The sequence below is a fragment of the Buchnera aphidicola (Tuberolachnus salignus) genome (assembly GCF_900016785.1).
Taxonomy (GTDB): Bacteria; Pseudomonadota; Gammaproteobacteria; order Enterobacterales; family Enterobacteriaceae; genus Buchnera_F; species Buchnera_F aphidicola_M.
In genome coordinates, this window is the sequence record NZ_LN890285.1 from 398,375 (window position 1) to 421,426 (window position 23,052).

Below are 23,052 nucleotides of genomic sequence, written 5' to 3' on the forward strand. Positions count from 1 at the left end.
AAATAAAAAATTTATCTCCCCCGACTGGGCTCGAACCAGTGACATACGGATTAACAGTCCGCCGTTCTACCAACTGAACTACAGAGGAAAAATTTTACAATTTCAAAAATTATATAATATTTTTTTTAAATATGCAATCTTATTTTTTTTAAAAAAATTTTTTCTTCTTTATACATTTTGTTTTATAAAACACTTGCATAATTAAAAAAATTAAATTATAATTTTTTAATATTCAGGCCCCTTAGCTCAGAGGTTAGAGCAAGCGACTCATAATCGTTAGGTCGCTGGTTCAATTCCAGCAGGGGCCAAAAAATTTTTTTTAATATATAAAAACATTATTTTTTACATAAAATAGAAATTTTGATATTTATATTAATATTTTTATAAGGTTCATAAGTCACAAAATGATCTCCTAAATATCTTAATAAACCATCATTTAATTTAATTTCATTTTTTTTCACTACAATACCTAATTGTGTAATTTTTTTAGAAATTTGTGATGCATTTACAGAACCAAAAATTTTTTTTTGAGTATTAGATTTTACAAAAATAATAATAGTTCCTAATTTTTTAATTTCTTTAATTTTTCTTTTAGCTTCTGAAATAAAAAATAATTTTTTCTTTTCATATATTATTTTTTGTTTTTTCATTTTTAAAATATTTTCTGGAGTTGCTAAAATAGCTAATTCTTTTGGAAATAAATAATTTCTTGCATATCCATTTTTTACAGTCTTTAATTGACCAGATTTTCCTAAATTTTTAATTGAATTAATTAAAATAATTTTCATATAAAAAAATCCTTATAAAATATTAAATTTTTAAAATATTAAAAAAATTATTGATGTTGATCAGTATATGGAATTAATGCTAAATAACGAGCACGTTTAATAGCTCTTGATAATTGTCTTTGAAATTTAGCTTTTGTACCAGTAATACGACTAGGAACAATTTTTCCGCTTTCAGTAATATAATTTTTTAATATATTTAAATCTTTATAATCTATCTCTTTAATACCTTCAGTAGTAAATCGGCAAAATTTACGTCGACGAAAATAACGTATCATATTTTTTTTCCTGTATAAAAATTATATAAATAAATATATTTTTAAATTTCTCAGTTACATAAAAAAATTATGTAATTTTTTACAATTAAAATTTTATATTGGATTTTTTACACGTTTTTTTATTTCTTCTTGATTTTTTAACATATGAGACATTTCTGTAATACTTTTTTTAACTACTAAAATAAAATTTCTTAAAATGTTTTCATTAAACTTAAAATGTTCTTCTAATTCTTTTATTTTTAATATTTTTAATTCAATATTAAATAACAAATAATGAGCTTTTTGATATTTTTTAATTGGATAAGCTAAAGAACGACGACCCCAATCTTCAAAACGGTGTATTTTTCCATTTTTTTTTATAATAAAATTTTTATAAAATTCTATAATCTGTGTTATTTTCTCACTTTTTTCAGGATTAATTATTAAAACTATTTCATAATGCCGCATAAATTTTTCTCTTATTCAAAATTTTTAGTAAAATATAATTTATAATTTTTTATAAATATCAATTCTATTCTTTATTATAAAATTTTTTTTAAAAAAAATTATATAAAAATTAACTATTTATTTTTATAAAAAATTTTTAAATCATAAAAATATTTTTTATAAAAAATATTTTAATATTAAAATAAATAATAATTGAAAAATTTAAAATCTATATATTATTTTTTAGAAAATTTTTATATTAACATTTTTTACAAATATTTTTTAAATAAAATATTTAAAAAATTTTTTGTTTGTTCTAAAGTATTTACTTGTATAGAAATTAAATTTTTCCATTTTTTTAACCAAGTTAATTGATGTTTTACTAATTTTTTTGTAGATTGAATAGTACTATCGTACATTTTCTGATACGTAATTTTTTTTTGTAAATACAACCACATCTGCTTATAACCAATACTATTAATAGAAGGTAAAGAAAGATTTAAATTTTTTTTTAAAAATAAATTTTTTACTTCTCGTTCTAATCCATTTTTCAACATATATTCAAAACGCATTATAATTTTTTTAAATAATTCTTTTTTATTTCTAGGAAATAAACCAAATTGAAAAACTTTATATGGAAAAGATTTTTTTCTAGATTTTATTAAATCGCTAAATTTTTGTCCTGTTATATAACATACTTCTAAAACTCTTAAAATACGATTTGTATCATGGAAGTGAATTTTATGACACATAATTGGATCATATATTTTTAAACGTTGATATAATAAATCAATTTTTCCATGACATAATACATAAAAAATATAAGAACGTATCTTAATATTTGAAGCAGGTAATTTAGATAATCCTTCTAGTAAAATTTTAAAATATAACATCGTACCACCAACTAAAAAAGGTACTTTATTTTGTAATATAATTTGTCGAATTGATTTTAAAGCATCTTTTCTAAATTGCGCTACTGAATAAATTTCAGAAGGATTACAGATGTTTATTAAATGATGAGGAATAATTTTTAATAATTTAGAATTTGGTTTATCAGTTCCAATATCTAAACCTCGATATACTAATTTTGAATCTACACTAATAATTTCTAAATTTGAAAATTTTTTTTTTAATTGTATAGATAAAAAACTTTTACCAATAGCAGTAGGTCCCATTAAAAAAAAAATAATTGGTTTTATTTTCATAAGAGATTAAACATCATTCAAACAATTCGTTATTAAAAAATTTATAAAAATATTGAATTTTATAAAAAATTTAAATATTTTTATTTTTTTTATAATATTTTATATTATTTTATCATAAAAAAAAAATAAAAAAATTTTTATTAAAATTATATTAAAAAATTTTTATTATAAAAAAAGATTTCGTTCTTATAAAAAACATTTTTTTAAATAACACTTGCAAAATATTAAATAATTTATATAATATTAAATATTAATGTTGCGGGAATAGCTCAGTTGGTAGAGCACAACCTTGCCAAGGTTGCGGTCACGAGTTCAAATCTCGTTTCTCGCTATATATTTTAAAAATTTTAAAAATATTTTTAAATATTTTTTTAAAAAAACATTCAAATAAAAAATATCCTTAAAAAACAATATTAAATTTTTTTTATTTTTTATAAAAAAATTTAATTTTCTAATACTATATATTTATTAAATATCATTCATATAATATAATTAAAATGACATAATTCTATAAATTTTTTGTATTATAGAATCATGTTTTTTAAAATATTATTTATACAAAAATTTCATAATATTATTAAAATAAACTAAAACGTTTTTGAAATTTTTGAACTCTTCCACCTGTATTCATTGTTCTTTGCTTTCCTGTATAAAAAGGATGACATTGTGAACAAATATCTAAATTAATATTTTCTGTTTTTGTTGAAAAAATATGTAATTTAAAACCACATGAACAAGTTACTAAAATTTTTTTATAAAAAGGATGAATATTTTTTTTCATAAGATAACTCAATAATATATTATTAAAAATTAAAATTTTTATATTTTTTTTATTTATAAAATTTTAATTATATATACAATATATTTTAAAATTTTTTTGTAAAATTTTTTTAAAAAAATTTCATCACTTTTCAAAAACAATTTATAAAAAAATTTAAAAAATATATTTGAAACAACATTTTTTTAAAAAAGTACACTTTTTATTATAAATTAAAATATATAAAATACAACATTATCAGAAAAAAATTTTTATAATTATTGCTATTATTTAATAATAATCATATTAAAATATCAATTTTTTTTTTAAAATTTTTAAAGAGCCATTATATGACAACTATTCTTAGTGTTAGAACATTAAACAAAGTAGTATTAGGAGGAGATGGACAAGCTACATTAGGTCATACTATTATGAAACATAATGTAAAAAAAATTCGTTCATTGTATAAAAATCAAGTTTTAGCAGGTTTTGCAGGAAGTACTTCAGATGCATTCACATTATTTGAACTTTTTGAAAAAAAATTAGCAAAATATCAAGGACAATTAAAAAGAGCGGCAGTAGAATTAGCAAAAGATTGGCGAACGGATCGAATATTAAGAAAACTCGAAGCTTTATTAGCAGTTGTAGACAAAAAAAATTCATTAATCATTACAGGTACTGGAGATGTTATAGAACCAGAAAATAATATTATTGCTTTAGGTTCTGGAGGAAACTATGCACAAGCGTCGGCATATGCATTAATTAAAAATACTAATTTATCTGCATATACGATTGTAAAAAAATCTTTAAAAATTGCATCTAAAATATGTATTTATACAAATAACAATTTTACTATTAAAGAACTCAACTCAGAATCATAAAAAAAGGAAAAAAAATGTCAGAAATGATTCCTAAAAAAATTGTTCAAGAACTTAATAAATTTATCATTGGTCAAAAAAATGCAAAACGCGCAGTTGCTGTCGCTTTACGTAATCGTTGGCGAAGAATGCAATTAGACTCTGATCTAAGATCTGAAATTACTCCTAAAAACATTTTAATGATTGGACCAACTGGCGTAGGAAAAACAGAAATTGCTAGAAGATTAGCTAAATTAGTGCATGCTCCTTTTATAAAAGTAGAAGCAACTAAATTTACTGAAGTGGGATATGTTGGAAAAGAAGTAGATTCCATTATTCGAGATTTAATAGAATTAGCTATTAAAATGGTACGTACTAAGAAAATTAAAAAAAATAAAAAATATGCATTAAAATTAGCAGAAGAAAAAATTTTAAAAATTTTAGTTCCAACACCAAAAATTGACCCCAATACACAATCAAATTCTAAAATTCCTCTTAAAACAATTGAAATTTTTAGAAAAAAATTACAATCTGGAGAATTAAATCATAAAGAAATAGAAATACAAATATCCTCTCCACCTATTGGGATAGAAATCATGTCACCTCCTGGAATGGAAGAGTTAACAAATCAGTTACAATCTTTATTTCATAATTTAAGTGGACAAAAAAAAAAAACAAAAAAAGTAAAAATTAAAGAAGCTTTATTATTATTATCTGAAGAAGAATCATCTAAATTAATTAATTTAGAACAACTAAAAAAAAAAGCTATTCATGAAGTTGAACAAAACAGTATTGTATTTATTGACGAAATAGATAAAATCTGTAAACAAACATCTACCTCTTCTGGAGCTGAAATTTCTCGAGAAGGTGTTCAACGAGATTTATTACCTTTAATAGAAGGATGTACAGTTTCTACAAAATATGGTAGCGTAAAAACTGACCATATTTTATTTATTGCTTCTGGATCATTTCAAATGTCCACGCCATCCGATTTAATTCCAGAACTACAAGGAAGATTACCCATTCGAGTCGAATTAAAACCTTTAAATATTCAAGATTTTAAAAAAATTTTAACAGAAACAAAAGCATCAATTACTATACAATATCAAGCTTTACTTAAAACAGAAGGAATAGATGTTTTTTTTACTGAAGATGGAATTCAAAAAATTGCAGAAGCTTCATGGCAAATTAATGAATCAATTGAAAATATTGGTGCGCGCCGATTATATACAGTATTAGAAAAATTAATGGATGATATTTCTTATAATTGTAAAGAAAATCAAGGAAAAAAAATTATTATTGATCAAAAATATGTACAAAAAAATTTAGAAAAATTATTAATTAATCCTGATTTAAGTCGTTTTATTTTATAAAAAATTATTCAAAATTTCTTTTATTTTACATAATCGAATTGCCGATCTTAGACCTTCGTCTATGATAGGCAATATTTTATTCAAAATTAAATTTATTAATATTAGAGATAAAAATTCTTTATAAAAAAACAAAAAATATTTTTTAAATAACATTTATTCACTTTCAGAAATATTAATATTTTGAATTTCAATTTCTGTTAATAATAATTTTAATTTATTTTTCCAGTCTTTTTGTTCTGTTTTTAATATTTCATTTTTTTTTTCAATATTTTGTTTTAAAATATTAATTTTTAAAATTTCTTTTTTTAAATTTTCTTTTTGAAATTTTAAATCTTTTATAACATTTTTTAAAAACAAAATTGTATCAATTGCAATTTGTACTTTTTTTTCTAATTTAATAAAAACTTCTGAAAACATTCGATCACCTTTTCGAAACATAAAATACGTAAAAAATATGTAAAATATAATTTATAATTATTTATACTTTAAAAATATTTTAAAAAAAATATATTAAAGAAAAATATTTTTTTAAAAAAAATATTTTTTATTTTTTTTAATACATTATAAAAAAATATCAATATCTTTTTAACGAATATAATTTTTTATAAAAATAGGATTAAACTCTCATGTGGCTTCAAACAAAAATTATCAAATTTAAAAAATGGAATCAAAAATTATTTACAATTATCTTAACAGCACCAATTTTACCTTTTAAAGCTGGTCAATTTACAAAATTGTCTTTTATTACCGAAGAAAATAAAAGAATACAAAATGCATATTCTTTTGTTAATGCACCAAAAAATAAAAATTTAGAATTTTATATTCTTCTTGTACCAAATGGTGTTTTTACAAATTTTTTATATAACATGAAGTTAAAAAAAATTTTTATTACTAAAAAATCTTCAGGATATTTTACCTTAGATGAAATACCTATTTGTGAAAATCTATGGATGTTTGCTACAGGAACTGCAATTGGACCTTTTCTATCTATTTTACAAGAAAATTCACTAAAATTAAAAAAATTTAAAAAAATTATTGTAATTTATGCAGTAAAATTTGAAAATGATTTAAATTATTTGTTTTTATTAAAAAAATTACAAATTTTATATCAAAATCGTTTATTTTTTCAAATCATTCTAAGTCAAGAAAAAAATAAAAAATTTTTATTTGGAAGAATTCCAAATTTAATTAAAAATTTTGTTTTAGAAAATTCTGTCGGAATTCAACTAAATGCAAAAAATTCACATGTAATGTTATGTGGAAATCCCGGTATGATTCAAGAAACACAACATATTTTAAAAAAATATCGTAATATGAACAAAAATTTACGTTCCAAACCTGGACATGTTACAATAGAAAAATATTGGTAAATTATAAAATATATATTATAAAAAAAAAATAAAATATACAAATATTTTTTATATCTCTATTTGTCTCTTTTAAAAAAATAAAAATTGATTCTTACAAAACAGCATAGGAATCAATTTTTAAAAAATAATAAAATACAATTAAAAAATTAAGAAACAAAATATGAATATTTTAAGGTTGGATTTGCATATTTAGTTAATGTCATATCAGTACGTAAACCATAAGATTGAAGTTTTTCTATATCAAAATTTTCTAATTCATCTTCTGGAGGACGAATATCTACTGTACGCGTAATCGTTATATGCACTTTATCATGATCAGATTTTCGAATATTGTATGAAGTGAACATATCAAAAATTTCTTCAGTTCTTAAATCAGGATAACGTATTTGTAATTGTTTTAACGGTTCTACTAATAATCCAGAATGAGTATAACTAGAAATTAATTGCTGAGTTTGAAAATTTGGAATTTCTTTACGAATTAAATCTAATACATCGTGAGGATTTTCATTAGTAGCAGATTTACCGTTTATAGTATAATACGAATCATCCATAGTACTTAAAAATCGCATATCTAAAGCAGGAGTTTTTAATAAATTTTTATATTCTTTTTGTAATAATTTTGATGTAATTGCAGTATTAATAGAAACGTTTGTTGCTCTTAAATTCTTCCAAGATTTTTGATGTGTACTAGTAGGATGATCTACAGCTGCTTTTCTTTCAAGACTTTTTTCTGAAAATTTATGTTGTTCTGAAAGCGCTGAAAGATCAGAATATATAGGATTTTCTATTTTTTGATTTTCTGTTTCATTAGAAGAAAAAATATTTTGATTATTTGCAGATGTTTTCAAGACTTCTGTTTCATCATTTGTTTTAGATGTAGATGAATTATATACTTTAGACGAACTGTTCGGTGCCTCTGTTTTAGATGATTTAAACCAAGACATTAAAACAGATACCCCTCTAGCAAATGGTTTCCATGAAATTTTAGGAACATTTAAAATATCTGCCCCAGAATTTAAAAATGCATTTAAATAGTTTCCTTCAGATAAATTTTTTTTTAACACATCATTAACAGGATTTTTTACTAAAAAAGATTTTTTCTGATATGTAGATTGTTCTAATAATTTTTTTTGTTTTTCAGTTAAAAATTGAGTTTGACAATCTTCATCATATGTAAAAAAATCATCTCTTTCTACACTATGCGCTTCAAAATCTTTATTTTTTTCTTGAATTTTTTGTGTAGATTCATTACTCAATTGTTCGACATTACTAGATTTTTCATTTATTATAATATCATCATCTCTTTCAGAACTATGATCTTCTAAATGTTCATTTTTTTCTTGAATTTCTTTTATTGGCAAATTAGTAAAAAATTCAATTTTATAATCTTTATCATTAATAATCGGAGGTTTTTTTTCTGTACTGTTATTTTTTAAATCTTTATTTTTTTCTTGAATTTCTTTTTTTTTCGATTTTGAAATCATTGTCTCATTATTAAAATTTAAAAAAATATTATTTTTTTTTTTTAATTGAGAAAGATGTAACGCAAGATTATCATTTTCAGATAACATAACAGAATTTGAGTGTAATTCTTTTGTTTTTTTAGAAGTTTTTATAGATTCTTCTTTTTTTTTATTTTTTAACTTTGTAGGAGGAAAATATGAATACATTGGATTTCGAATTAAAATAGATGACATAAAATTTTATATCCTTTTATAACAAAAAAACTATTAAAACAAAATTATTTATATAAAAAATTTTTTAAAAAATCTTCAAAATTTTTATTATTATAACATATTTTAAATTTTACAAAACTATGTTTTATAAAAAAATCTTGTTTTAAATAATTAAAAATAAAAAATATTTTAACAAAATTTTATATAGCTTTAAAAAAATTTAAAAATATAAAATTATAAACATTTTTTTAAAAAAAATATTTTTTATTATATTTTTTTATTTTTAATAAAAACATAATTAAATCATTTAATACAATAATTTTCCATCATATACATGTGTGGCTGAACCTTGCATATATAAACATTTTCCTTCTCCGATCCAAGAAATGGTTAATATACCTCCTGGTAAATATACTTTTACTCTAGAATTTAATAATTTATTACGTATTCCTATTGCAACAGCCGCACACGCGCCACTTCCACAAGATTCAGTTTCTCCTGTGTTACGTTCATAAACACGTAAATGAATTATTTTTGAATTAATAATTTGCATAAAACCAACATTAACGCCATATAAAAAATCGTTATGTTTTGACAGCATTGACCCAACAGTTTGGACAGGAAAATTTTTTAAATCAGAAACTAAAATAACACAATGAGGATTTCCTAAAGATACAATACTCATTGTATATATATTATTTAAAATTTTAACATTATAATATAATTTTTTTTTGGAGGAATTATAAAAAACATCTTTTGGAGAGAAACAAGGAATACCCATATTTACTTCAATGATATTATGTTGTAAAATTTTTAAAAATAAAAAATTTTTTTGAGTTTTTAAAATAATTTTTTTTTTACAAAATAAATTGTTTAATAAACAATATAATCCAATACATCTTGCACCATTTCCACATTGTTCAACTTCCAGGCCATTTGAGTTAAAAATACGATAAAAAAAATCAAACTGTACACAATTAGATGGTTCTAAAATTAATAATTGATCAAAACCTATACCACGTGTTCGATTTGACCACTTTTTAATTAATTTTTTTGAAAAAAAAAAAGATTGATTAATTGTATCAACTACCATAAAATCATTACCTAAACCATGCATTTTTGAAAATTTAAGCATATTCTTTTTCAAAAACATTTTGTATCCTTTTAAAAAAATAAAAAATTAATTAATTAAAAAAATCTTAAATAAAATTTTATGAATAAAAAAAAATTTTTTCAAATAATCCAAAAAACATATCAAAAAATTGAAAAAAAAATTGAAAAAAAATTTTTAAATTATGATATTGAAATCATACAACATGAAAACATTTTAACTATTGAATTTTCAAACTTAAAAAAAATAATTTTTACTACTCAACAATATTTAAATCAATTATGGATGGCAACTTATAAACAAGGATATCATTTTGAATATAATAAAAATTTATGGAGATGTATTCGAACAAAAAAAAAATTATTTAAAATTTTAAATTTTATTTGTTTATACTATACTCAAAAAAAAAAATAAAAAAAATTTTTATCGGCGAAAGAGGATTTGAACCTCTGACCTACTGGTCCCAAACCAGTTGCGCTACCAAACTGCGCTATTCGCCGAATTTTTAAAAAAATTTTTAATAAATAATAAAATATAATCTTTTAAATATTCAAAAAAAATTTTGGGTGGTCAATGGGATTCGAACCCATGACCGCTGGAATCACAATCCAGAGCTCTACCAACTAAGCTATAACCACCAAAAAAATAATTTTTTAAAAAAATTTTACGTTCGACAGGATTTGAACCTGAAACCTTTACTTTCGGAAAGTAATGCTCTATCCAATTAAGCTACGAACGTATAAAAAGAAAATTTAATTTTAAATAATCATTATATATCTTTATTATTATTTTTCTTTTATTATATAGATTATTTAATAAAAATCTAGTTTTTTTTAAAAATTTTTAAAAAATAAAAAATATTTAAATTTAATTCAGTTTAAATAGATTTAAAAAATATATAAAAAAATACATAAATTATTTACATTATCATATATTTAAGAAAAATATATGATTTTGTTAAGAACGTTTCATCATATCAAAAAAATCATGATTAGTTTTTGTCATAGCAAGTTTATTTAGCAAAAATTCCATAGCATCAATTTCACTCATAGGATGCATAATTTTTCTCAAAATCCACATTTTTTGCAATTCTTCAGTTGTCGTTAATAACTCTTCTTTTCTAGTACCAGAACGATTATAATCTATAGCAGGAAACACTCGCTTTTCAGCAATTTTTCGAGATAATGGAAGCTCCATATTTCCAGTTCCTTTAAATTCTTCATAAATTACTTCATCCATTTTAGAACCAGTATCAATTAATGCAGTTGCAATAATTGTTAAACTTCCTCCTTCTTGCACATTTCGCGCTGCACCAAAAAATCTTTTTGGACGATGTAATGCATTAGCGTCTACTCCTCCAGTTAAAACTTTTCCTGATGCAGGAACTACTGTATTATAAGCACGAGCTAATCGTGTAATAGAATCTAATAAAATTACTACATCTTTTTTATGTTCTACTAAACGTTTTGCTTTTTCAATAACCATTTCAGCTACTTGAACATGACGTGACGCAGGTTCATCAAATGTTGATGCAATTACTTCACCATTCACTAAACGTTGCATTTCAGTTACTTCTTCTGGTCTTTCATCAATTAATAAAACCATTAAAACACAATCAGAATGATTATAAGAGATACTTTGAGCAATATTTTGTAATAACATTGTTTTCCCAGCTTTTGGTGGTGCAACAATTAAACCTCGTTGACCACGTCCAATAGGAGATGCTAAATCTAATACTCTCGCAGTTAAATCTTCAGTAGATCCATTTCCTCTTTCCATTTTTAAACGAGAATTTGCATGTAAAGGAGTTAAATTTTCAAACAAAATTTTATTGCGAGAATTTTCAGGTTTATCATAATTAACTTTGTTTACTTTTAACAATGCAAAATAACGTTCTCCTTCTTTTGGAGGACGTATTTTTCCGGAAATTGTATCACCTGTTCTTAAATTAAAACGTCGTATTTGACTCGGAGATACATAAATGTCATCCGGACCCGCTAAATAAGAACTATCTGAAGAACGCAAAAAACCAAAACCATCTTGCAAAATTTCTAGTACTCCATCTCCAAAAATATCTTCTCCACTTTTAGAATGTTGTTTCAAAATTGAAAAAATAATATCTTGTTTACGCATACGGGCTAAATTTTCAAGACCAATTCCTTCTCCTAAAAGCAGTAATTTTGAAACTAATGTATTTTTTAATGTGGTCAGATTCATAAGCATAAGTTTCTTAATAATTTCATAAAAAATTTTAAAAAATTATTTTTTTTAGATTTACAGGAAATTGAATTATTTAAACAAAAAATTTATATATTAAAATAATAAATTTATTAATTTTATTAAAATAATTCATATAAAAACTGTATACATCAAATAAAAAAAATTAAAATTTAAAAATGATTTTTTTAAATAATTTTTAAAAACTAAACTTTAATTTTTTTTTATGAAATAATTTTTAAATTTCATGTTAAAAAACATTTTTTTTAAAAAAAATATGTTTTATTTCATATTTTTATTTAAAAAATTTAACAATTCTATTTTAGATAATGCTCCAATTTTCGTAGCAATAATTTCAGAATTATAAAATAATAATAATGTCGGAATACTACGGATGGAATATCGTAAAGGAATTTCGGTATTAGTTTCAATATTTAATTTACCTACTATTAAGTTTTTTGAATATTCTAATGAAATTTCTTCTAAAATAGGAGTTAAAAGTTTACAGGGATTACACCATTCTGCCCAAAAATCAATTAAAATATAATTATTTACAATACTTATTTTTTTCTCAAAATTTAAATCTGTAAATTCAATAATTTTATGTGTATTCATATTCAATCTCCTTAAAAATGAAAAAATTAAATATCTTTACTCTTTCTAAAAACTTAAAATTAAAAATAAATTCATTTTTTTAAAAATATAGAAATAAACTTTTTTAATTTAAAAAAAAATTTTTAATCATTATTTTTTTAAATAAATATTTTTAAATATTTAATATATATTCTTTATTTTAAAAAAAAAAATTAGAATTAATATATTTTTTTTTATGCCAAAAAATATCATTTTTCGGTAATTCATTTAAAAACCGACTCGGTAACATTTTTAAAATTTCTCCAAAAAAATATCTTTTTTTACAAAAACTTAAAAATAATTGCATTTTTGCACGAGTCATACCTACATATAAAAGACGTCTTTCTTCAACAATATTTTTAAGAAGAATACTTTTTTTATGAGGCAAAATCCCTTCTTCTAATCCTATAATACATACAACAGAAAATTCTAACCCTTTTGATGAATGTAACGTCATTAATTGTAACGTATTACTTTTATTAGATTCTTGATGTAAATCATCTAAATTTTCTCCACAAACTAAACGTGCAATAATATCAGAAAAATAAGAAGATGATTTATTTTGAGTATTTAATAAATTTCTTAATAACCAATTTTTTAAAAAATTAATATTATTAACAGCAATTTTAAATAAATCTAAATCTTTAAGACGTTTTTTAGTCCATTCTAAATAATTGATATCACAAATAATAATATCTAAAATTTTTTCAGGTGTTTTTTTTAAAATTTTTTTTAAATTAAAAATCCATTTAAAAAAATTATTTAATATTAATACAGTTTTATAATTAAAAAATAACAACAGATTTTTAAAAATACATGTATTTAATAAATTTAAATTATATTTTAAAGAAATTTCTTTTAATTTCAATACTGTATTAATCCCTACACGTCGTCTTGGAACATTAATAATTCGTAAAAACGCTAAATCATCTGAAGAATTTAAAACCAAACGTAAATATGCTAACAAATCTTTAATTTCTAATTTTTCAAAAAAAGATTGTTCATTATTCAATGTATATGGAATATTATGACTAATTAATTCTGTTTCTATAACCTTAGATTGATAACGATTACGATATAAAATCGCATATTCAAAATATTTTAAATTATATGTATTTTTATGAGTATAAATAAAATTTATTATTTGTTTAGCTTCCTCAAATTCACTCTCTGCTTCAAAAAGATAAATTTGAGGTCCATATTTTAAATTTGAAAATAATTTTTTTTTTAAAAAAATAGGATTATTAGAAATTAAGGAATTTGCAGCTTTTAAAATACATTGAGAAGAACGATAATTTTGTTCCATTTTGATTGTTTTTAATGCTGGAAAATCTTTTTTTAATAAAAAAAAAATTTTTTGTTGTGCACCTCTCCAAGAATATATTGATTGGTCATTATCTCCAACAATTGTAAAATTAGAAGGCACATTAATTAACGTTTTCATTAATTCATATTGACTAATATTAGTATCTTGATATTCATCAATCAATATATATTGAATTTTTTTACGCCACTTTAACTGAACTGTTAAATTATTTTTTAATAATAATGTTGGTAATAAAATTAAATCATCAAAATCTAACATATTATGCAATTTTAAATATTTTTCATATTTGCTATAATAAAATATAAAAATTTGTTCTGATTTTTCATATTTTTTTTTTTTTAAATCTTTAACTTGTAATAATTTTTGTTTCCAATAAGAAATTTTAAATAATATTTTTTTTAAAATTTTTTTTTTCGGTTTTATAGAAAAAAAAAATATTTCTTTTAAAATTTTAAATTGATCACTTTCATTTAATAACGTAAAATTTTTTTTAATATGTAATAAATGATATTCTTGATATATAATTTTCATTCCTAAAGAATGAAAAGTTGATATTACAAGAGTATTTAATTCAAATGATGTTAATTTTTTTTTTAAACGATTTTTAATTTCATATGCTGCTTTATTAGTAAACGTAACTGTAATAATTGTTTTAGGATGATAATGACAAATTTTTATTAATTCAATTATTTTATTAATAATAACACTCGTTTTTCCAGATCCTGCACCTGCTAAAATTAAACAAGGACCAATAACGTGTTTAATAGCTTGTTTTTGTATCAAATTTAATTTCATAAAAAAATCACAAAAAATAAATAATAACATTTTTAATATTATACAAAAAAACATAAAAAAAATTATAAAAAATTTTTTAAAAAATTTTTTAAAAAATTTTCAAAAATTTAATTATATTTTTTTTTCATAGAATACATATATGATCTTAATTTTTTTCCAATTTTTTCTATTGGATGATTTTCAATATTAGAATGTAAAAAATTTAATTTTTTATTGTTAATAGACATAGTATAAATAGATTCACCTAAATCACTATTTTCAATCGTTTTTAAAAAATTTTTAACAATAGGCAATGCTGAATTTGTAAACAAATAATTTCCATATTCTGCAGTATCAGAAATCACTTGATTCATTTCATATAATCTTTTACGTGCAATAGTATTCGCAATTAATGGTAATTCATGTAAAGACTCAAAATATGCAGATTCTTCTAAAATACCTGAACTTACCATAATTTCAAAAGATAATTCAATACCTGCTTTTAACATCGCAACCATTAATGTACATTTTTCAAAATATTCATTTTCTTTTAATAAATCAACTGGTACATTATTTGCAATTTCAAAATCTTCTTTTTTATACATATCACGCCATAACAATAAATTATGATCGTTATTTTCCCAATCTTTTATTAAATCTCTAGAAAATATTCCAGATAAAATATTATCCATGTGTGCAGAAAATAAAGGATATAAAATTTTTTTTAATTTTTGAGATAATTGATAAGCACGAATTTGAGCTGAATTAGATAAACGATGAAACAACAATGTAATACCACCAATTTTTAAAACTTCAGATAATTTTTCCCATCCATATTGAATTAATGAAATTGAATATTTTACATCATAACCTTTTGAAATTAAATGTTCATAACATGCTAATGAACAAGTTTGTAAAAATCCACATAAAATAGTTTGTTCTCCCATTAAATCTGATTTTACTTCAGCAGAAAAAGAAGATCTCAATACACCTGCTTTATGTGAACCTAATCCAACAGCCCATGCTTTTGCGATATTTAAACCTTTTTGATATATATCATTCTTTTGATGTACAGCAATTAAAGATGGTACCCCGAATCCTTTTAAAAATTCAGCTCTAACTTCAGTACCTGGACATTTTGGAGCTACCATAATCACTGTAATATCTGAACGTATTACCACATTACTTTCAACAATGTGAAAACCATGTGAATATCCTAAAAAAGAATTTTTTTTCATTAAATTTTGTAAACTTTTTACTACAATAGCATGATTTTTATCTGGTGTTAAATTAATCACTAAATCAGCATTTGGAATTAATTCTTCAAATGTACCAACAAAAAAATTAGATTTTTTTGCATTTTTCCAAGAACGAGTTTGTTTTTGTATTGAAGATTGACGAAAAGCATAAGAAACATCTAATCCGGAATCTCTTAAATTTAATCCTTGATGATATCCTTGAGAACCACAACCAATAATCACTATTTTTTTATTTTTTAAAATTTTTAATGAATTTATAGTTAAATTTTTTATTATATGACAAGTTTGTAATTCTTGTAATTTTTCTCGAAAATTTAATAAATTAAAATAATTTTTCATTAATGATATACCTTTCAAAAGACTTTAAGTAGAATTGATATTTATGAACGAATAATTTTTTTAATATCACGAATTGCTCCAGTATCAGCACTCGTAGCAAGTAAACCATAAATTTTTAAAGCATCAGATAACACTCTTTTTCGTTTTATAGGAGTATATGCGAAATTTTTTCGTTTTTTTTCTATTTTTTTTCGATTATTTAATTCTTGTTCTGTAATTTTTAAAATAATTTTACGATTTGGAATATCAATTTTAATTAAATCACCATTTTTAATTAATGCAATAATACCTTGATTTGCCGCTTCAGGAGATATATGCCCTATTGAAATTCCAGAAGTTCCACCAGAAAAACGACCATCAGTAATTAAAGCACAATCTAAATCTAATTTCATAGATTTCAAAAATGACGTAGGATATAGCATTTCTTGCATTCCAGGTCCTCCACAAGGCCCCTCATAACGAATAACTATAACGTCACCTTTCTGAATTTTATGATTTAAAATTGCAAAAACAGCATCTTCTTGACTTTCATATACTTTAGCGGGACCAATAAATTTTAAATTCACATTTCGAATTCCAGCTGTTTTAATAATCGCTCCACAAGGTGCTAAATTACCATACAAAACTGCTAATCCTCCAGTTTGATGATATGCATATTGAATAGAACGTATACATCCAAATTGACGATCACTATCTAATGTAAGCCATCTAAAATTTTGAGAAAATGGAATCCGTGTTTTTTGACCTAAAGGACCTGCTAAAAAAAAATTTTTAATTTTTTTTTGTGTTGTATTTATAATATTATATTTTTTTAATAATTCCGATAATGTTAAACCTAAAATATTTTTTTCAAAACATTTTAACATATTTTCTTTATGTAATTCTACCAAAATACCAATAACGCCACCTGCACGATGCAAATCTTCCATATGGTATAATGAAGTATTAGGAGAAATTTTACATAAACAAGGAATTATTTTAGAAATGTTATCAATATCTTTTAAAGTAAATTTAATATTTGCAGTCGAAGCAATTGCTAACAAATGTAATACTGTATTTGTAGAACCTCCCATAGCAATATCTAAAGCAATCGCATTATATAAAGAATTAAAAGTAATTAAACTTTTTGGTAATAAACTATTATCATTTTTTTCATAATATAACTTTGTATTTTTAACAATTAATTGACCTGCTTTTAAAAACAAATTCTTACGTTCTATATGCGTAGCTAATAATGTTCCATTACCAGGCAGAGACAATCCTAAAACTTCAGTAATACAATTCATAGAATTTGCAGTAAACATTCCTGAACAAGAACCGCATGTAGGACATGCTGAATCTTCAATTTCTTTTAATTCAATATTTGAAATATTTTGATCGGCTCCAGTAACCATCGCATCGACTAAATCAATTTTAATAATTTGATTATTTCGAATAATTTTACCAGATTCCATGGGACCACCAGATACAAAAATTACAGGAATATTTAAACGAACTGCCGCTAATAACATACCAGGTGTAATTTTATCACAATTAGAAATACATACCATTGCATCAACACAATGTGCATTAATCATATATTCAATAGAATCAGCAATTAATTCGCGAGACGGCAAAGAATATAACATTCCACTATGACCCATCGCAATACCATCATCAATCGCAATAGTATTAAATTCTTTTGCAATACCTCCAGAATTTTCAATTTCTTTAGAAATTAAAGAACCAATATTTCGTAAATGGATATGACCAGGAACAAATTCTGTAAATGAATTCACAACAGCTATAATTGGTTTTCCAAAATCTTGATCTTTTACACCTGTTGCTTTCCATAATGCTCTTGCTCCTGCCATATTTCTTCCATTGAATGTAGTAGAAGATCGATAAATAGGCATAAAAAGTTACTCATAAAAATTTAATATATAAATTTTTTTTTAAAAAAAAACTGTTTTGAAAAAATAATACATGTATTTAATTTAAATGATAAATATGATAAGATTTTTAAGAGTTTTTTGAAAAATTTTTTATAATAAAAAAAAATTCAAGGGTGGAGGGATTTGAACCCCCAACTTTCGGTTTTGGAGACCGACGCTCTACCAAATTAAACTACACCCTTTTATGAAACATCAAAAAAAATTACAAATTTAATTATACAGAAACTAAAAAAAAAAAACAACTATATCTCATGAAAGAATTTAAAAATAAATGTCATAAAAAAAAATTAAATATAAAAAATTGTAATGTTTTTTAAATATTTTACAAAAAATTTTAATTTATTAAAAAAACTTTACAATTTTTACAAATTTTAAATAAATTGAGATATTTCATATGAAAAAAATAATATATTTAGATTATGCTGCTACTACACCTGTAGATATTCGAGTTTTTAAAAAAATGAAAAAATATTTTTTATCTACTGGAATTTTTGGAAATTCAGCTTCACGTTCTCATCAATTTGGATGGGATGCGGAAAAAGCTATTGAAAAATCTAGAATTAATATAGCTAAATTAATACATGCAGATCCTCGAGAAATTATTTTTACTTCTGGAGCTACTGAATCAAATAATTTAGCTCTTAAAGGAATTTATGAATTTTACAAAAAAAAAAATATACATTTTTTAACAAGTTTAATAGAACATAAATCAGTTTTAGATAGTTGTAGATATTTAGAAAATCAAGGATGTCAAATAACATATTTAAAACCTAATAAATATGGTATTATTGATGTATTAGAATTAAAAAAAAATATCTTACCTCATACTTTATTAGTTTCTATTATTCATGTAAATAATGAAACAGGGATAATTCAAAATATTTCTGAAATTAGTAAAATTTGTCAAAAAAAAAAAATATTTTTACATGTTGATGCTACTCAAAGTATTGGGAAAATTAAAATTAATGTTCAAAAATTAAATATTGATCTTTTATCATTTTCAGGACATAAAATATATGGACCAAAAGGAATAGGAATATTATACATACGTCGTCGTCGACCTCGAATTCGTATGACACCTCAAATACATGGGGGAGGACATGAACGTAATTTACGTTCAGGAACATTACCAGTACAACAAATTGTAGGAATAGGAAAAGCTTGTCAAATTCTACATACAGAAATGAAAAAAGATATTTTACATTATAAAAAATTGCAAATTTTATTATGGAATGGTATTAAAAACATAGAAGAAATATACCTAAATACATATTTAAAAAATAGCGTTCCAAATATTTTAAATATTAGTTTTAATTATGTAGAAGGGGAATCATTAATTATGGCATTAAAAAATTTAGCTATATCATCTGGTTCAGCTTGTACTTCTTCTAGTTTAGAACCTTCATATGTTTTACGTGCTATGGGTGTTAAAGATGAACTAGCACATAGTTCAATTCGTTTTTCATTAGGTCGTTATACTACTGAAAAAGAAATTCAAATCACTATTTCGTCTATTCAGAAAGCAATCCAAAAATTACGTGAACTTTCACCATTATGGGAAATGCATCAACAAGGAATTGATTTAAATAAAATTATTTGGAATAAATAATATATTTTATATGAGAAAAAAATATGACATATAGTAAAAAAGTTTTAGATCATTATGAAAACCCACGAAATGTTGGTTCTTTTTCTAGTGAAGAAAAAAATGTAGGAACTAGCTTAGTCGGTGCTCCTGCTTGCGGTGATGTAATGAAATTACAAATTAAAGTAAATAAAAAGGGAATTATTGAAGATGCTTGTTTTAAAACATATGGATGTGGTTCTGCTATTGCTTCTAGTTCTTTAATGACAGAATGGATTAAAGGAAAAACATTAAAAGAAGCTTCTTGCATTCAAAATACTGCAATTGTAAAAGAATTAAACTTACCTCCTGTCAAAATACATTGTTCAATTTTAGCCGAAGACGCAATTAAATCAGCTATTTCTAATTATTATTCAAAAAATATATTATTAAAAAAAAATAATAAAAAACATAAAAAATTATAAATATAATTTTTATTTTTCCTTAGTGCTGAAAAATTTATTTTAGAGTTCAGCACTCTATATATTAAAAAACTATGAAATATACAAAAAATAAAATTAATTATTTTAATTTATTTAAAATACCTCAAGAATTTTGTATTAATAAAAAATTATTAAAAAAAAATTTTTATACTTTACAAATAAAATATCATCCTGATAAAATAAAAAAAAAAATATTACATATAAATAAAAAAAAAATATTTTCATATAATATTAACCAAGGCTATCAAATTTTAAAAAATGATTTTAAACGTGCTATATATTTATTAAAAATTTTAACAATTAAAATAAAAAATTTTAAAAAATTAATTATTGTAGATCAAAAAATTTTAAAAAAACAATTTAAATTATATGAAAAAATAGAACAATTAAAAAACATAAATCATAATTTAAATCAAATTTTAATTTTTAAACAAATTATAGAATTAAAAATTAAAAAAAATTTTTCAAATATTGCTTTTGAATTTCATAATAAAAATTTTTTTCAAGTTCAAAAAATATTATACAAATTATTGTTTTTAAAAAAAATATTAAAAAAAATTAATTTATTATATGATAAAAAAAATAATGTTTCATAATAAAAATATGATTAATTTTTTATCATATATAACAAAATTTTTAACGTGGAACTATATGCCTAAAATTTTTTTTTATCCTCATAAAATTTTATTACCTTTTGGGGCTGTAATATCAGCTAAACCTGGGCAAAGTATTTTAAATGTTGCATTAGAAAACCATATTAATATAGAACATGCTTGTGAGCAATCTTGCGCTTGTTGTACATGTCATTGTATTATTCGAAAAGGATTTAATTCATTATCTATCTGTTTAGAAAATGAAGAAGATTTATTAGACAAAGCTTGGGGATTAGAAAAATATAGTCGATTAGCATGTCAAGCTAAACTAGGAGAAGAAGACATAGAAGTAGAAATTCCAATATATAACTTACATCAAAAAATTGAATAAAACAAAAATCATAATCAATTATAAAAAATTATTTTTTTATATAAGGATTTATACTATTTTTAAAGAATAAAACGATTGGTGAACTAAAAATATTTAATTTTTTTTGAAAAAAGTTTTTTAAATATTTTTGATATGAAATTTTTAAAAATTGAGTTTGTGTACCATGAATAATAATTTTTAATGGATTAGTACCCCCTAAATGAGCATATTTCAAACGAATTAATTTATGATTCGTTCCCATATGAGTAGGATGATATAAAATTGCTTTTTGAAGAATTTTTGTCAAAAAAAGGGGGGTAAAAATTTGAATAGAATTTTTATAAACTTTTTTAATTTCATTAAAAAAATTTTGTATACCAATTTTTTTTAAAGCAGAAACAAAAAATATTTTATAACATTTTATAAATTTTAAACGTAAAAAAATATTTTTTTTTAAAAAAAATTTTTTATTTTGAGAAATGAGATCCCATTTATTAATTACAATAATAAATGCACATCCTTTTTTAATGATTAAATTTAATAAAGATAAATCGTGTGAAGTTACACCTAAATATGCATCAAATATTATTAAAACAACGTGACATTCCGATAAAAAATTTATAGTTTTAATCCTAGAAATAGAATCTATAAAATTTTTTTGTGTTTTTTTTCTTTGAAATCCTCTTGTATCAATTAAAAAATACGAATTTTTATGATCGGTAAAAGGAATTTTAATTAAATCTCGTGTTGTTCCTGCAATTTCATGCGTAATTACTCTTTTTTCATTAATTAAAGAATTAATTAATGTAGATTTTCCAACATTTGACTTACCAATAACTCCAATTTTTATTGATATTTTTTTTTTTTTAGAAATATTATTAAAACATTCAAATTTTTTTTTTTGTTTAATATAAAAAAAATAATATATACTTTTTAATAAATCTAAAATTCCAATTCGATGTAAAATAGAAATTGGATAAATATTTTTTATACCAAATTTATAAAAATTATTATCTATAAAAAAATCTTTAATTAAATCAATTTTATTAATACATAAAAAAATTTTTTTAAAATTTTTCTGAATTTTTTTTAAAATAAGAAAATCTAAATTAGAAGACGAAATATTAGCATCAACCATAAAAATTACCAAATCAGATTCTTTAATTGATTCTATAATTTGTGTATAAATTTGTACAAATAAACTGTTTTTTTTTAATTTTTTCGTAAAAAAAGATAGTTCAAAACCTGCTGTATCCATCAAAATAAATTTTTTATCTTGAAAATAAAAATTTTCAAAATTGCGATCATAAGTAGTACCTTTTAATTTATGAACTAACATATTTTTTTTTTTTGTTAGCATATTAAAAAAACTCGATTTTCCTACATTTGAACGACCAATTAAGACAATTTTAGGATACATATTTTTTATAATACTCCAAAAAAATATTTATAAAAATTATTTCAAAATTTTTTAATATTTATATTTTAAAAAATAAATAAAATTTTTAAATTAAATTTAGTATTTTTATATTGAGAAAATAAATTTTAACATACATTTTTTTTTTGTCTAGATAATTTAAAAATTAATTTTTAAAAATAAATTTTTAAATTTTTTATAAATATTTTTTATACATAATTATATACAAGTTATACACAAGTTATTAAAAAAAAAAAACAATATAAATTAAATATTTAAATTAG

The 23,052-nt window shown here is 21.5% G+C and carries 22 protein-coding genes and 7 tRNA genes; 10 read left to right on the forward strand and 19 right to left on the reverse strand.

Annotated elements, in window-relative coordinates:
- Positions 1–15: 15 nt before the first annotated feature.
- Positions 16–88: transfer RNA gene (locus BTSPAZIEG_RS01940), tRNA-Asn, on the reverse strand.
- A 147-nt stretch (positions 89–235) separates the two neighbouring features.
- On the opposite strand from BTSPAZIEG_RS01940, the gene BTSPAZIEG_RS01945 reads away from it, so the two are divergent.
- Positions 236–308, forward strand: a tRNA-Ile gene (locus BTSPAZIEG_RS01945).
- A gap of 27 nt (positions 309–335) precedes the next feature.
- Here BTSPAZIEG_RS01945 and rplI read toward each other — a convergent pair.
- The 4 genes from rplI to miaA all read right to left on the reverse strand — a co-directional run bounded on the left by rplI (position 336) and on the right by miaA (position 2,694).
- Complete coding sequence (rplI, locus tag BTSPAZIEG_RS01950) at positions 336–788, reverse strand: 50S ribosomal protein L9 (RefSeq protein WP_075472935.1); 453 nt, start codon at positions 786–788, stop codon at positions 336–338.
- Between the two features lie 47 nt (positions 789–835).
- Positions 836–1,063 carry a 30S ribosomal protein S18 gene (gene rpsR, locus BTSPAZIEG_RS01955; RefSeq protein ID WP_075472937.1) on the reverse strand — a complete coding sequence of 76 codons (228 nt, stop codon included), beginning with the start codon at positions 1,061–1,063 and terminating at the stop codon, positions 836–838.
- A gap of 93 nt (positions 1,064–1,156) precedes the next feature.
- Positions 1,157–1,510 (reverse strand): 30S ribosomal protein S6, encoded by a 354-nt coding sequence (rpsF, locus tag BTSPAZIEG_RS01960; RefSeq protein WP_075472939.1) that lies wholly within the window; start codon positions 1,508–1,510, stop codon positions 1,157–1,159.
- 248 nt (positions 1,511–1,758) lie between these two features.
- The gene (miaA, locus tag BTSPAZIEG_RS01965) at positions 1,759–2,694 is read right to left on the reverse strand and encodes a tRNA (adenosine(37)-N6)-dimethylallyltransferase MiaA (protein ID WP_075472941.1); all 936 of its coding nucleotides are present in this window, start codon (positions 2,692–2,694) and stop codon (positions 1,759–1,761) included.
- 258 nt (positions 2,695–2,952) lie between these two features.
- On the opposite strand from miaA, the gene BTSPAZIEG_RS01970 reads away from it, so the two are divergent.
- Positions 2,953–3,025 (forward strand) — tRNA-Gly (locus BTSPAZIEG_RS01970).
- A gap of 246 nt (positions 3,026–3,271) precedes the next feature.
- On the opposite strand, the gene rpmE is transcribed toward BTSPAZIEG_RS01970, so the two are convergent.
- Entirely contained in the window at positions 3,272–3,475 is a 204-nt protein-coding gene (gene rpmE, locus BTSPAZIEG_RS01975) for a 50S ribosomal protein L31 (protein WP_075472943.1), read from the reverse strand.
- Positions 3,476–3,801: 326 nt separating this feature from the next.
- Here rpmE and hslV point away from each other — a divergent pair, with 326 nt between their 5' ends.
- Positions 3,802–4,332: an ATP-dependent protease subunit HslV gene (gene hslV, locus BTSPAZIEG_RS01980; protein WP_075472945.1), complete on the forward strand. Its 531-nt coding sequence runs from the start codon at positions 3,802–3,804 to the stop codon at positions 4,330–4,332.
- 14 nt (positions 4,333–4,346) lie between these two features.
- Complete coding sequence (gene hslU / locus BTSPAZIEG_RS01985; protein ID WP_075472947.1) at positions 4,347–5,681, forward strand: ATP-dependent protease ATPase subunit HslU; 1,335 nt, start codon at positions 4,347–4,349, stop codon at positions 5,679–5,681.
- 153 nt (positions 5,682–5,834) lie between these two features.
- On the opposite strand, the gene zapB is transcribed toward hslU, so the two are convergent.
- Complete coding sequence (zapB, locus tag BTSPAZIEG_RS01990) at positions 5,835–6,119, reverse strand: cell division protein ZapB (RefSeq protein ID WP_082252452.1); 285 nt, start codon at positions 6,117–6,119, stop codon at positions 5,835–5,837.
- A 188-nt stretch (positions 6,120–6,307) separates the two neighbouring features.
- On the opposite strand from zapB, the gene BTSPAZIEG_RS01995 reads away from it, so the two are divergent.
- Positions 6,308–7,051, forward strand: a complete 744-nt coding sequence (locus BTSPAZIEG_RS01995) for a ferredoxin--NADP(+) reductase (RefSeq protein WP_075472951.1) — start codon at positions 6,308–6,310, stop codon at positions 7,049–7,051.
- A gap of 146 nt (positions 7,052–7,197) precedes the next feature.
- Here BTSPAZIEG_RS01995 and BTSPAZIEG_RS02000 read toward each other — a convergent pair whose 3' ends face one another.
- Complete coding sequence (locus tag BTSPAZIEG_RS02000; RefSeq protein ID WP_075472953.1) at positions 7,198–8,748, reverse strand: hypothetical protein; 1,551 nt, start codon at positions 8,746–8,748, stop codon at positions 7,198–7,200.
- 286 nt (positions 8,749–9,034) lie between these two features.
- Positions 9,035–9,880 (reverse strand): diaminopimelate epimerase, encoded by an 846-nt coding sequence (dapF, locus tag BTSPAZIEG_RS02005; RefSeq protein WP_075472956.1) that lies wholly within the window; start codon positions 9,878–9,880, stop codon positions 9,035–9,037.
- 60 nt (positions 9,881–9,940) lie between these two features.
- On the opposite strand from dapF, the gene cyaY reads away from it, so the two are divergent.
- Positions 9,941–10,252 carry an iron donor protein CyaY gene (gene cyaY / locus BTSPAZIEG_RS02010; protein ID WP_075472958.1) on the forward strand — a complete coding sequence of 104 codons (312 nt, stop codon included), beginning with the start codon at positions 9,941–9,943 and terminating at the stop codon, positions 10,250–10,252.
- 12 nt (positions 10,253–10,264) lie between these two features.
- Here the strand turns inward: cyaY and BTSPAZIEG_RS02015 are convergent.
- The 9 genes from BTSPAZIEG_RS02015 to BTSPAZIEG_RS02055 all read right to left on the reverse strand — a co-directional run bounded on the left by BTSPAZIEG_RS02015 (position 10,265) and on the right by BTSPAZIEG_RS02055 (position 18,503).
- Positions 10,265–10,338, reverse strand: a tRNA-Pro gene (locus tag BTSPAZIEG_RS02015).
- Positions 10,339–10,403: 65 nt separating this feature from the next.
- Positions 10,404–10,476: transfer RNA gene (locus BTSPAZIEG_RS02020), tRNA-His, on the reverse strand.
- A gap of 27 nt (positions 10,477–10,503) precedes the next feature.
- Positions 10,504–10,577, reverse strand: a tRNA-Arg gene (locus tag BTSPAZIEG_RS02025).
- Between the two features lie 218 nt (positions 10,578–10,795).
- A complete protein-coding gene (rho, locus tag BTSPAZIEG_RS02030; protein WP_075472960.1) occupies positions 10,796–12,055 on the reverse strand; it encodes a transcription termination factor Rho in 1,260 nt (419 codons plus the stop codon).
- A gap of 282 nt (positions 12,056–12,337) precedes the next feature.
- Positions 12,338–12,670: a thioredoxin gene (gene trxA / locus BTSPAZIEG_RS02035; protein ID WP_075472962.1), complete on the reverse strand. Its 333-nt coding sequence runs from the start codon at positions 12,668–12,670 to the stop codon at positions 12,338–12,340.
- 178 nt (positions 12,671–12,848) lie between these two features.
- Positions 12,849–14,810 carry a UvrD-helicase domain-containing protein gene (locus BTSPAZIEG_RS02040; RefSeq protein WP_075472990.1) on the reverse strand — a complete coding sequence of 654 codons (1,962 nt, stop codon included), beginning with the start codon at positions 14,808–14,810 and terminating at the stop codon, positions 12,849–12,851.
- Between the two features lie 107 nt (positions 14,811–14,917).
- Positions 14,918–16,387, reverse strand: a complete 1,470-nt coding sequence (ilvC, locus tag BTSPAZIEG_RS02045) for a ketol-acid reductoisomerase (protein WP_075472964.1) — start codon at positions 16,385–16,387, stop codon at positions 14,918–14,920.
- Positions 16,388–16,428: 41 nt separating this feature from the next.
- Complete coding sequence (gene ilvD, locus BTSPAZIEG_RS02050; RefSeq protein WP_075472966.1) at positions 16,429–18,282, reverse strand: dihydroxy-acid dehydratase; 1,854 nt, start codon at positions 18,280–18,282, stop codon at positions 16,429–16,431.
- A 147-nt stretch (positions 18,283–18,429) separates the two neighbouring features.
- Positions 18,430–18,503, reverse strand: a tRNA-Trp gene (locus tag BTSPAZIEG_RS02055).
- Between the two features lie 212 nt (positions 18,504–18,715).
- Here BTSPAZIEG_RS02055 and BTSPAZIEG_RS02060 point away from each other — a divergent pair.
- The 4 genes from BTSPAZIEG_RS02060 (at position 18,716) to fdx (ending at position 21,372) form a co-directional block, all read left to right on the forward strand.
- On the forward strand, positions 18,716–19,930 hold the full coding sequence (locus BTSPAZIEG_RS02060) for an IscS subfamily cysteine desulfurase (RefSeq protein WP_075472968.1): 1,215 nt from the start codon (positions 18,716–18,718) through the stop codon (positions 19,928–19,930).
- 23 nt (positions 19,931–19,953) lie between these two features.
- Complete coding sequence (gene iscU / locus BTSPAZIEG_RS02065) at positions 19,954–20,370, forward strand: Fe-S cluster assembly scaffold IscU (protein WP_075472970.1); 417 nt, start codon at positions 19,954–19,956, stop codon at positions 20,368–20,370.
- A 71-nt stretch (positions 20,371–20,441) separates the two neighbouring features.
- Positions 20,442–20,984, forward strand: a complete 543-nt coding sequence (gene hscB, locus BTSPAZIEG_RS02070; RefSeq protein ID WP_082252453.1) for a Fe-S protein assembly co-chaperone HscB — start codon at positions 20,442–20,444, stop codon at positions 20,982–20,984.
- A 55-nt stretch (positions 20,985–21,039) separates the two neighbouring features.
- Positions 21,040–21,372, forward strand: a complete 333-nt coding sequence (gene fdx / locus BTSPAZIEG_RS02075; protein ID WP_075472993.1) for an ISC system 2Fe-2S type ferredoxin — start codon at positions 21,040–21,042, stop codon at positions 21,370–21,372.
- 28 nt (positions 21,373–21,400) lie between these two features.
- Here fdx and der read toward each other — a convergent pair whose 3' ends face one another.
- The gene (gene der / locus BTSPAZIEG_RS02080; RefSeq protein ID WP_075472972.1) at positions 21,401–22,771 is read right to left on the reverse strand and encodes a ribosome biogenesis GTPase Der; all 1,371 of its coding nucleotides are present in this window, start codon (positions 22,769–22,771) and stop codon (positions 21,401–21,403) included.
- Between the last annotated feature and the right edge of the window lie 281 nt (positions 22,772–23,052).

Excerpts from the sequence above, each read along its gene's own strand:
- rplI (WP_075472935.1), bottom strand. The coding sequence starts at position 788 with ATGAAAATTATTTTAATTAATTCAATTAAAAATTTAGGAAAATCTGGT.
- rpsR (WP_075472937.1), bottom strand. The coding sequence starts at position 1,063 with ATGATACGTTATTTTCGTCGACGTAAATTTTGCCGATTTACTACTGAA.
- rpsF (WP_075472939.1), bottom strand. The coding sequence starts at position 1,510 with ATGCGGCATTATGAAATAGTTTTAATAATTAATCCTGAAAAAAGTGAG.
- miaA (WP_075472941.1), bottom strand. The coding sequence starts at position 2,694 with ATGAAAATAAAACCAATTATTTTTTTTTTAATGGGACCTACTGCTATT.
- rpmE (WP_075472943.1), bottom strand. The coding sequence starts at position 3,475 with ATGAAAAAAAATATTCATCCTTTTTATAAAAAAATTTTAGTAACTTGT.
- hslV (WP_075472945.1), top strand. The coding sequence starts at position 3,802 with ATGACAACTATTCTTAGTGTTAGAACATTAAACAAAGTAGTATTAGGA.
- hslU (WP_075472947.1), top strand. The coding sequence starts at position 4,347 with ATGTCAGAAATGATTCCTAAAAAAATTGTTCAAGAACTTAATAAATTT.
- zapB (WP_082252452.1), bottom strand. The coding sequence starts at position 6,119 with ATGTTTCGAAAAGGTGATCGAATGTTTTCAGAAGTTTTTATTAAATTA.
- BTSPAZIEG_RS01995 (WP_075472951.1), top strand. The coding sequence starts at position 6,308 with ATGTGGCTTCAAACAAAAATTATCAAATTTAAAAAATGGAATCAAAAA.
- BTSPAZIEG_RS02000 (WP_075472953.1), bottom strand. The coding sequence starts at position 8,748 with ATGTCATCTATTTTAATTCGAAATCCAATGTATTCATATTTTCCTCCT.
- dapF (WP_075472956.1), bottom strand. The coding sequence starts at position 9,880 with ATGTTTTTGAAAAAGAATATGCTTAAATTTTCAAAAATGCATGGTTTA.
- cyaY (WP_075472958.1), top strand. The coding sequence starts at position 9,941 with ATGAATAAAAAAAAATTTTTTCAAATAATCCAAAAAACATATCAAAAA.
- rho (WP_075472960.1), bottom strand. The coding sequence starts at position 12,055 with ATGAATCTGACCACATTAAAAAATACATTAGTTTCAAAATTACTGCTT.
- trxA (WP_075472962.1), bottom strand. The coding sequence starts at position 12,670 with ATGAATACACATAAAATTATTGAATTTACAGATTTAAATTTTGAGAAA.
- BTSPAZIEG_RS02040 (WP_075472990.1), bottom strand. The coding sequence starts at position 14,810 with ATGAAATTAAATTTGATACAAAAACAAGCTATTAAACACGTTATTGGT.
- ilvC (WP_075472964.1), bottom strand. The coding sequence starts at position 16,387 with ATGAAAAATTATTTTAATTTATTAAATTTTCGAGAAAAATTACAAGAA.
- ilvD (WP_075472966.1), bottom strand. The coding sequence starts at position 18,282 with ATGCCTATTTATCGATCTTCTACTACATTCAATGGAAGAAATATGGCA.
- BTSPAZIEG_RS02060 (WP_075472968.1), top strand. The coding sequence starts at position 18,716 with ATGAAAAAAATAATATATTTAGATTATGCTGCTACTACACCTGTAGAT.
- iscU (WP_075472970.1), top strand. The coding sequence starts at position 19,954 with ATGACATATAGTAAAAAAGTTTTAGATCATTATGAAAACCCACGAAAT.
- hscB (WP_082252453.1), top strand. The coding sequence starts at position 20,442 with ATGAAATATACAAAAAATAAAATTAATTATTTTAATTTATTTAAAATA.
- fdx (WP_075472993.1), top strand. The coding sequence starts at position 21,040 with ATGCCTAAAATTTTTTTTTATCCTCATAAAATTTTATTACCTTTTGGG.
- der (WP_075472972.1), bottom strand. The coding sequence starts at position 22,771 with ATGTATCCTAAAATTGTCTTAATTGGTCGTTCAAATGTAGGAAAATCG.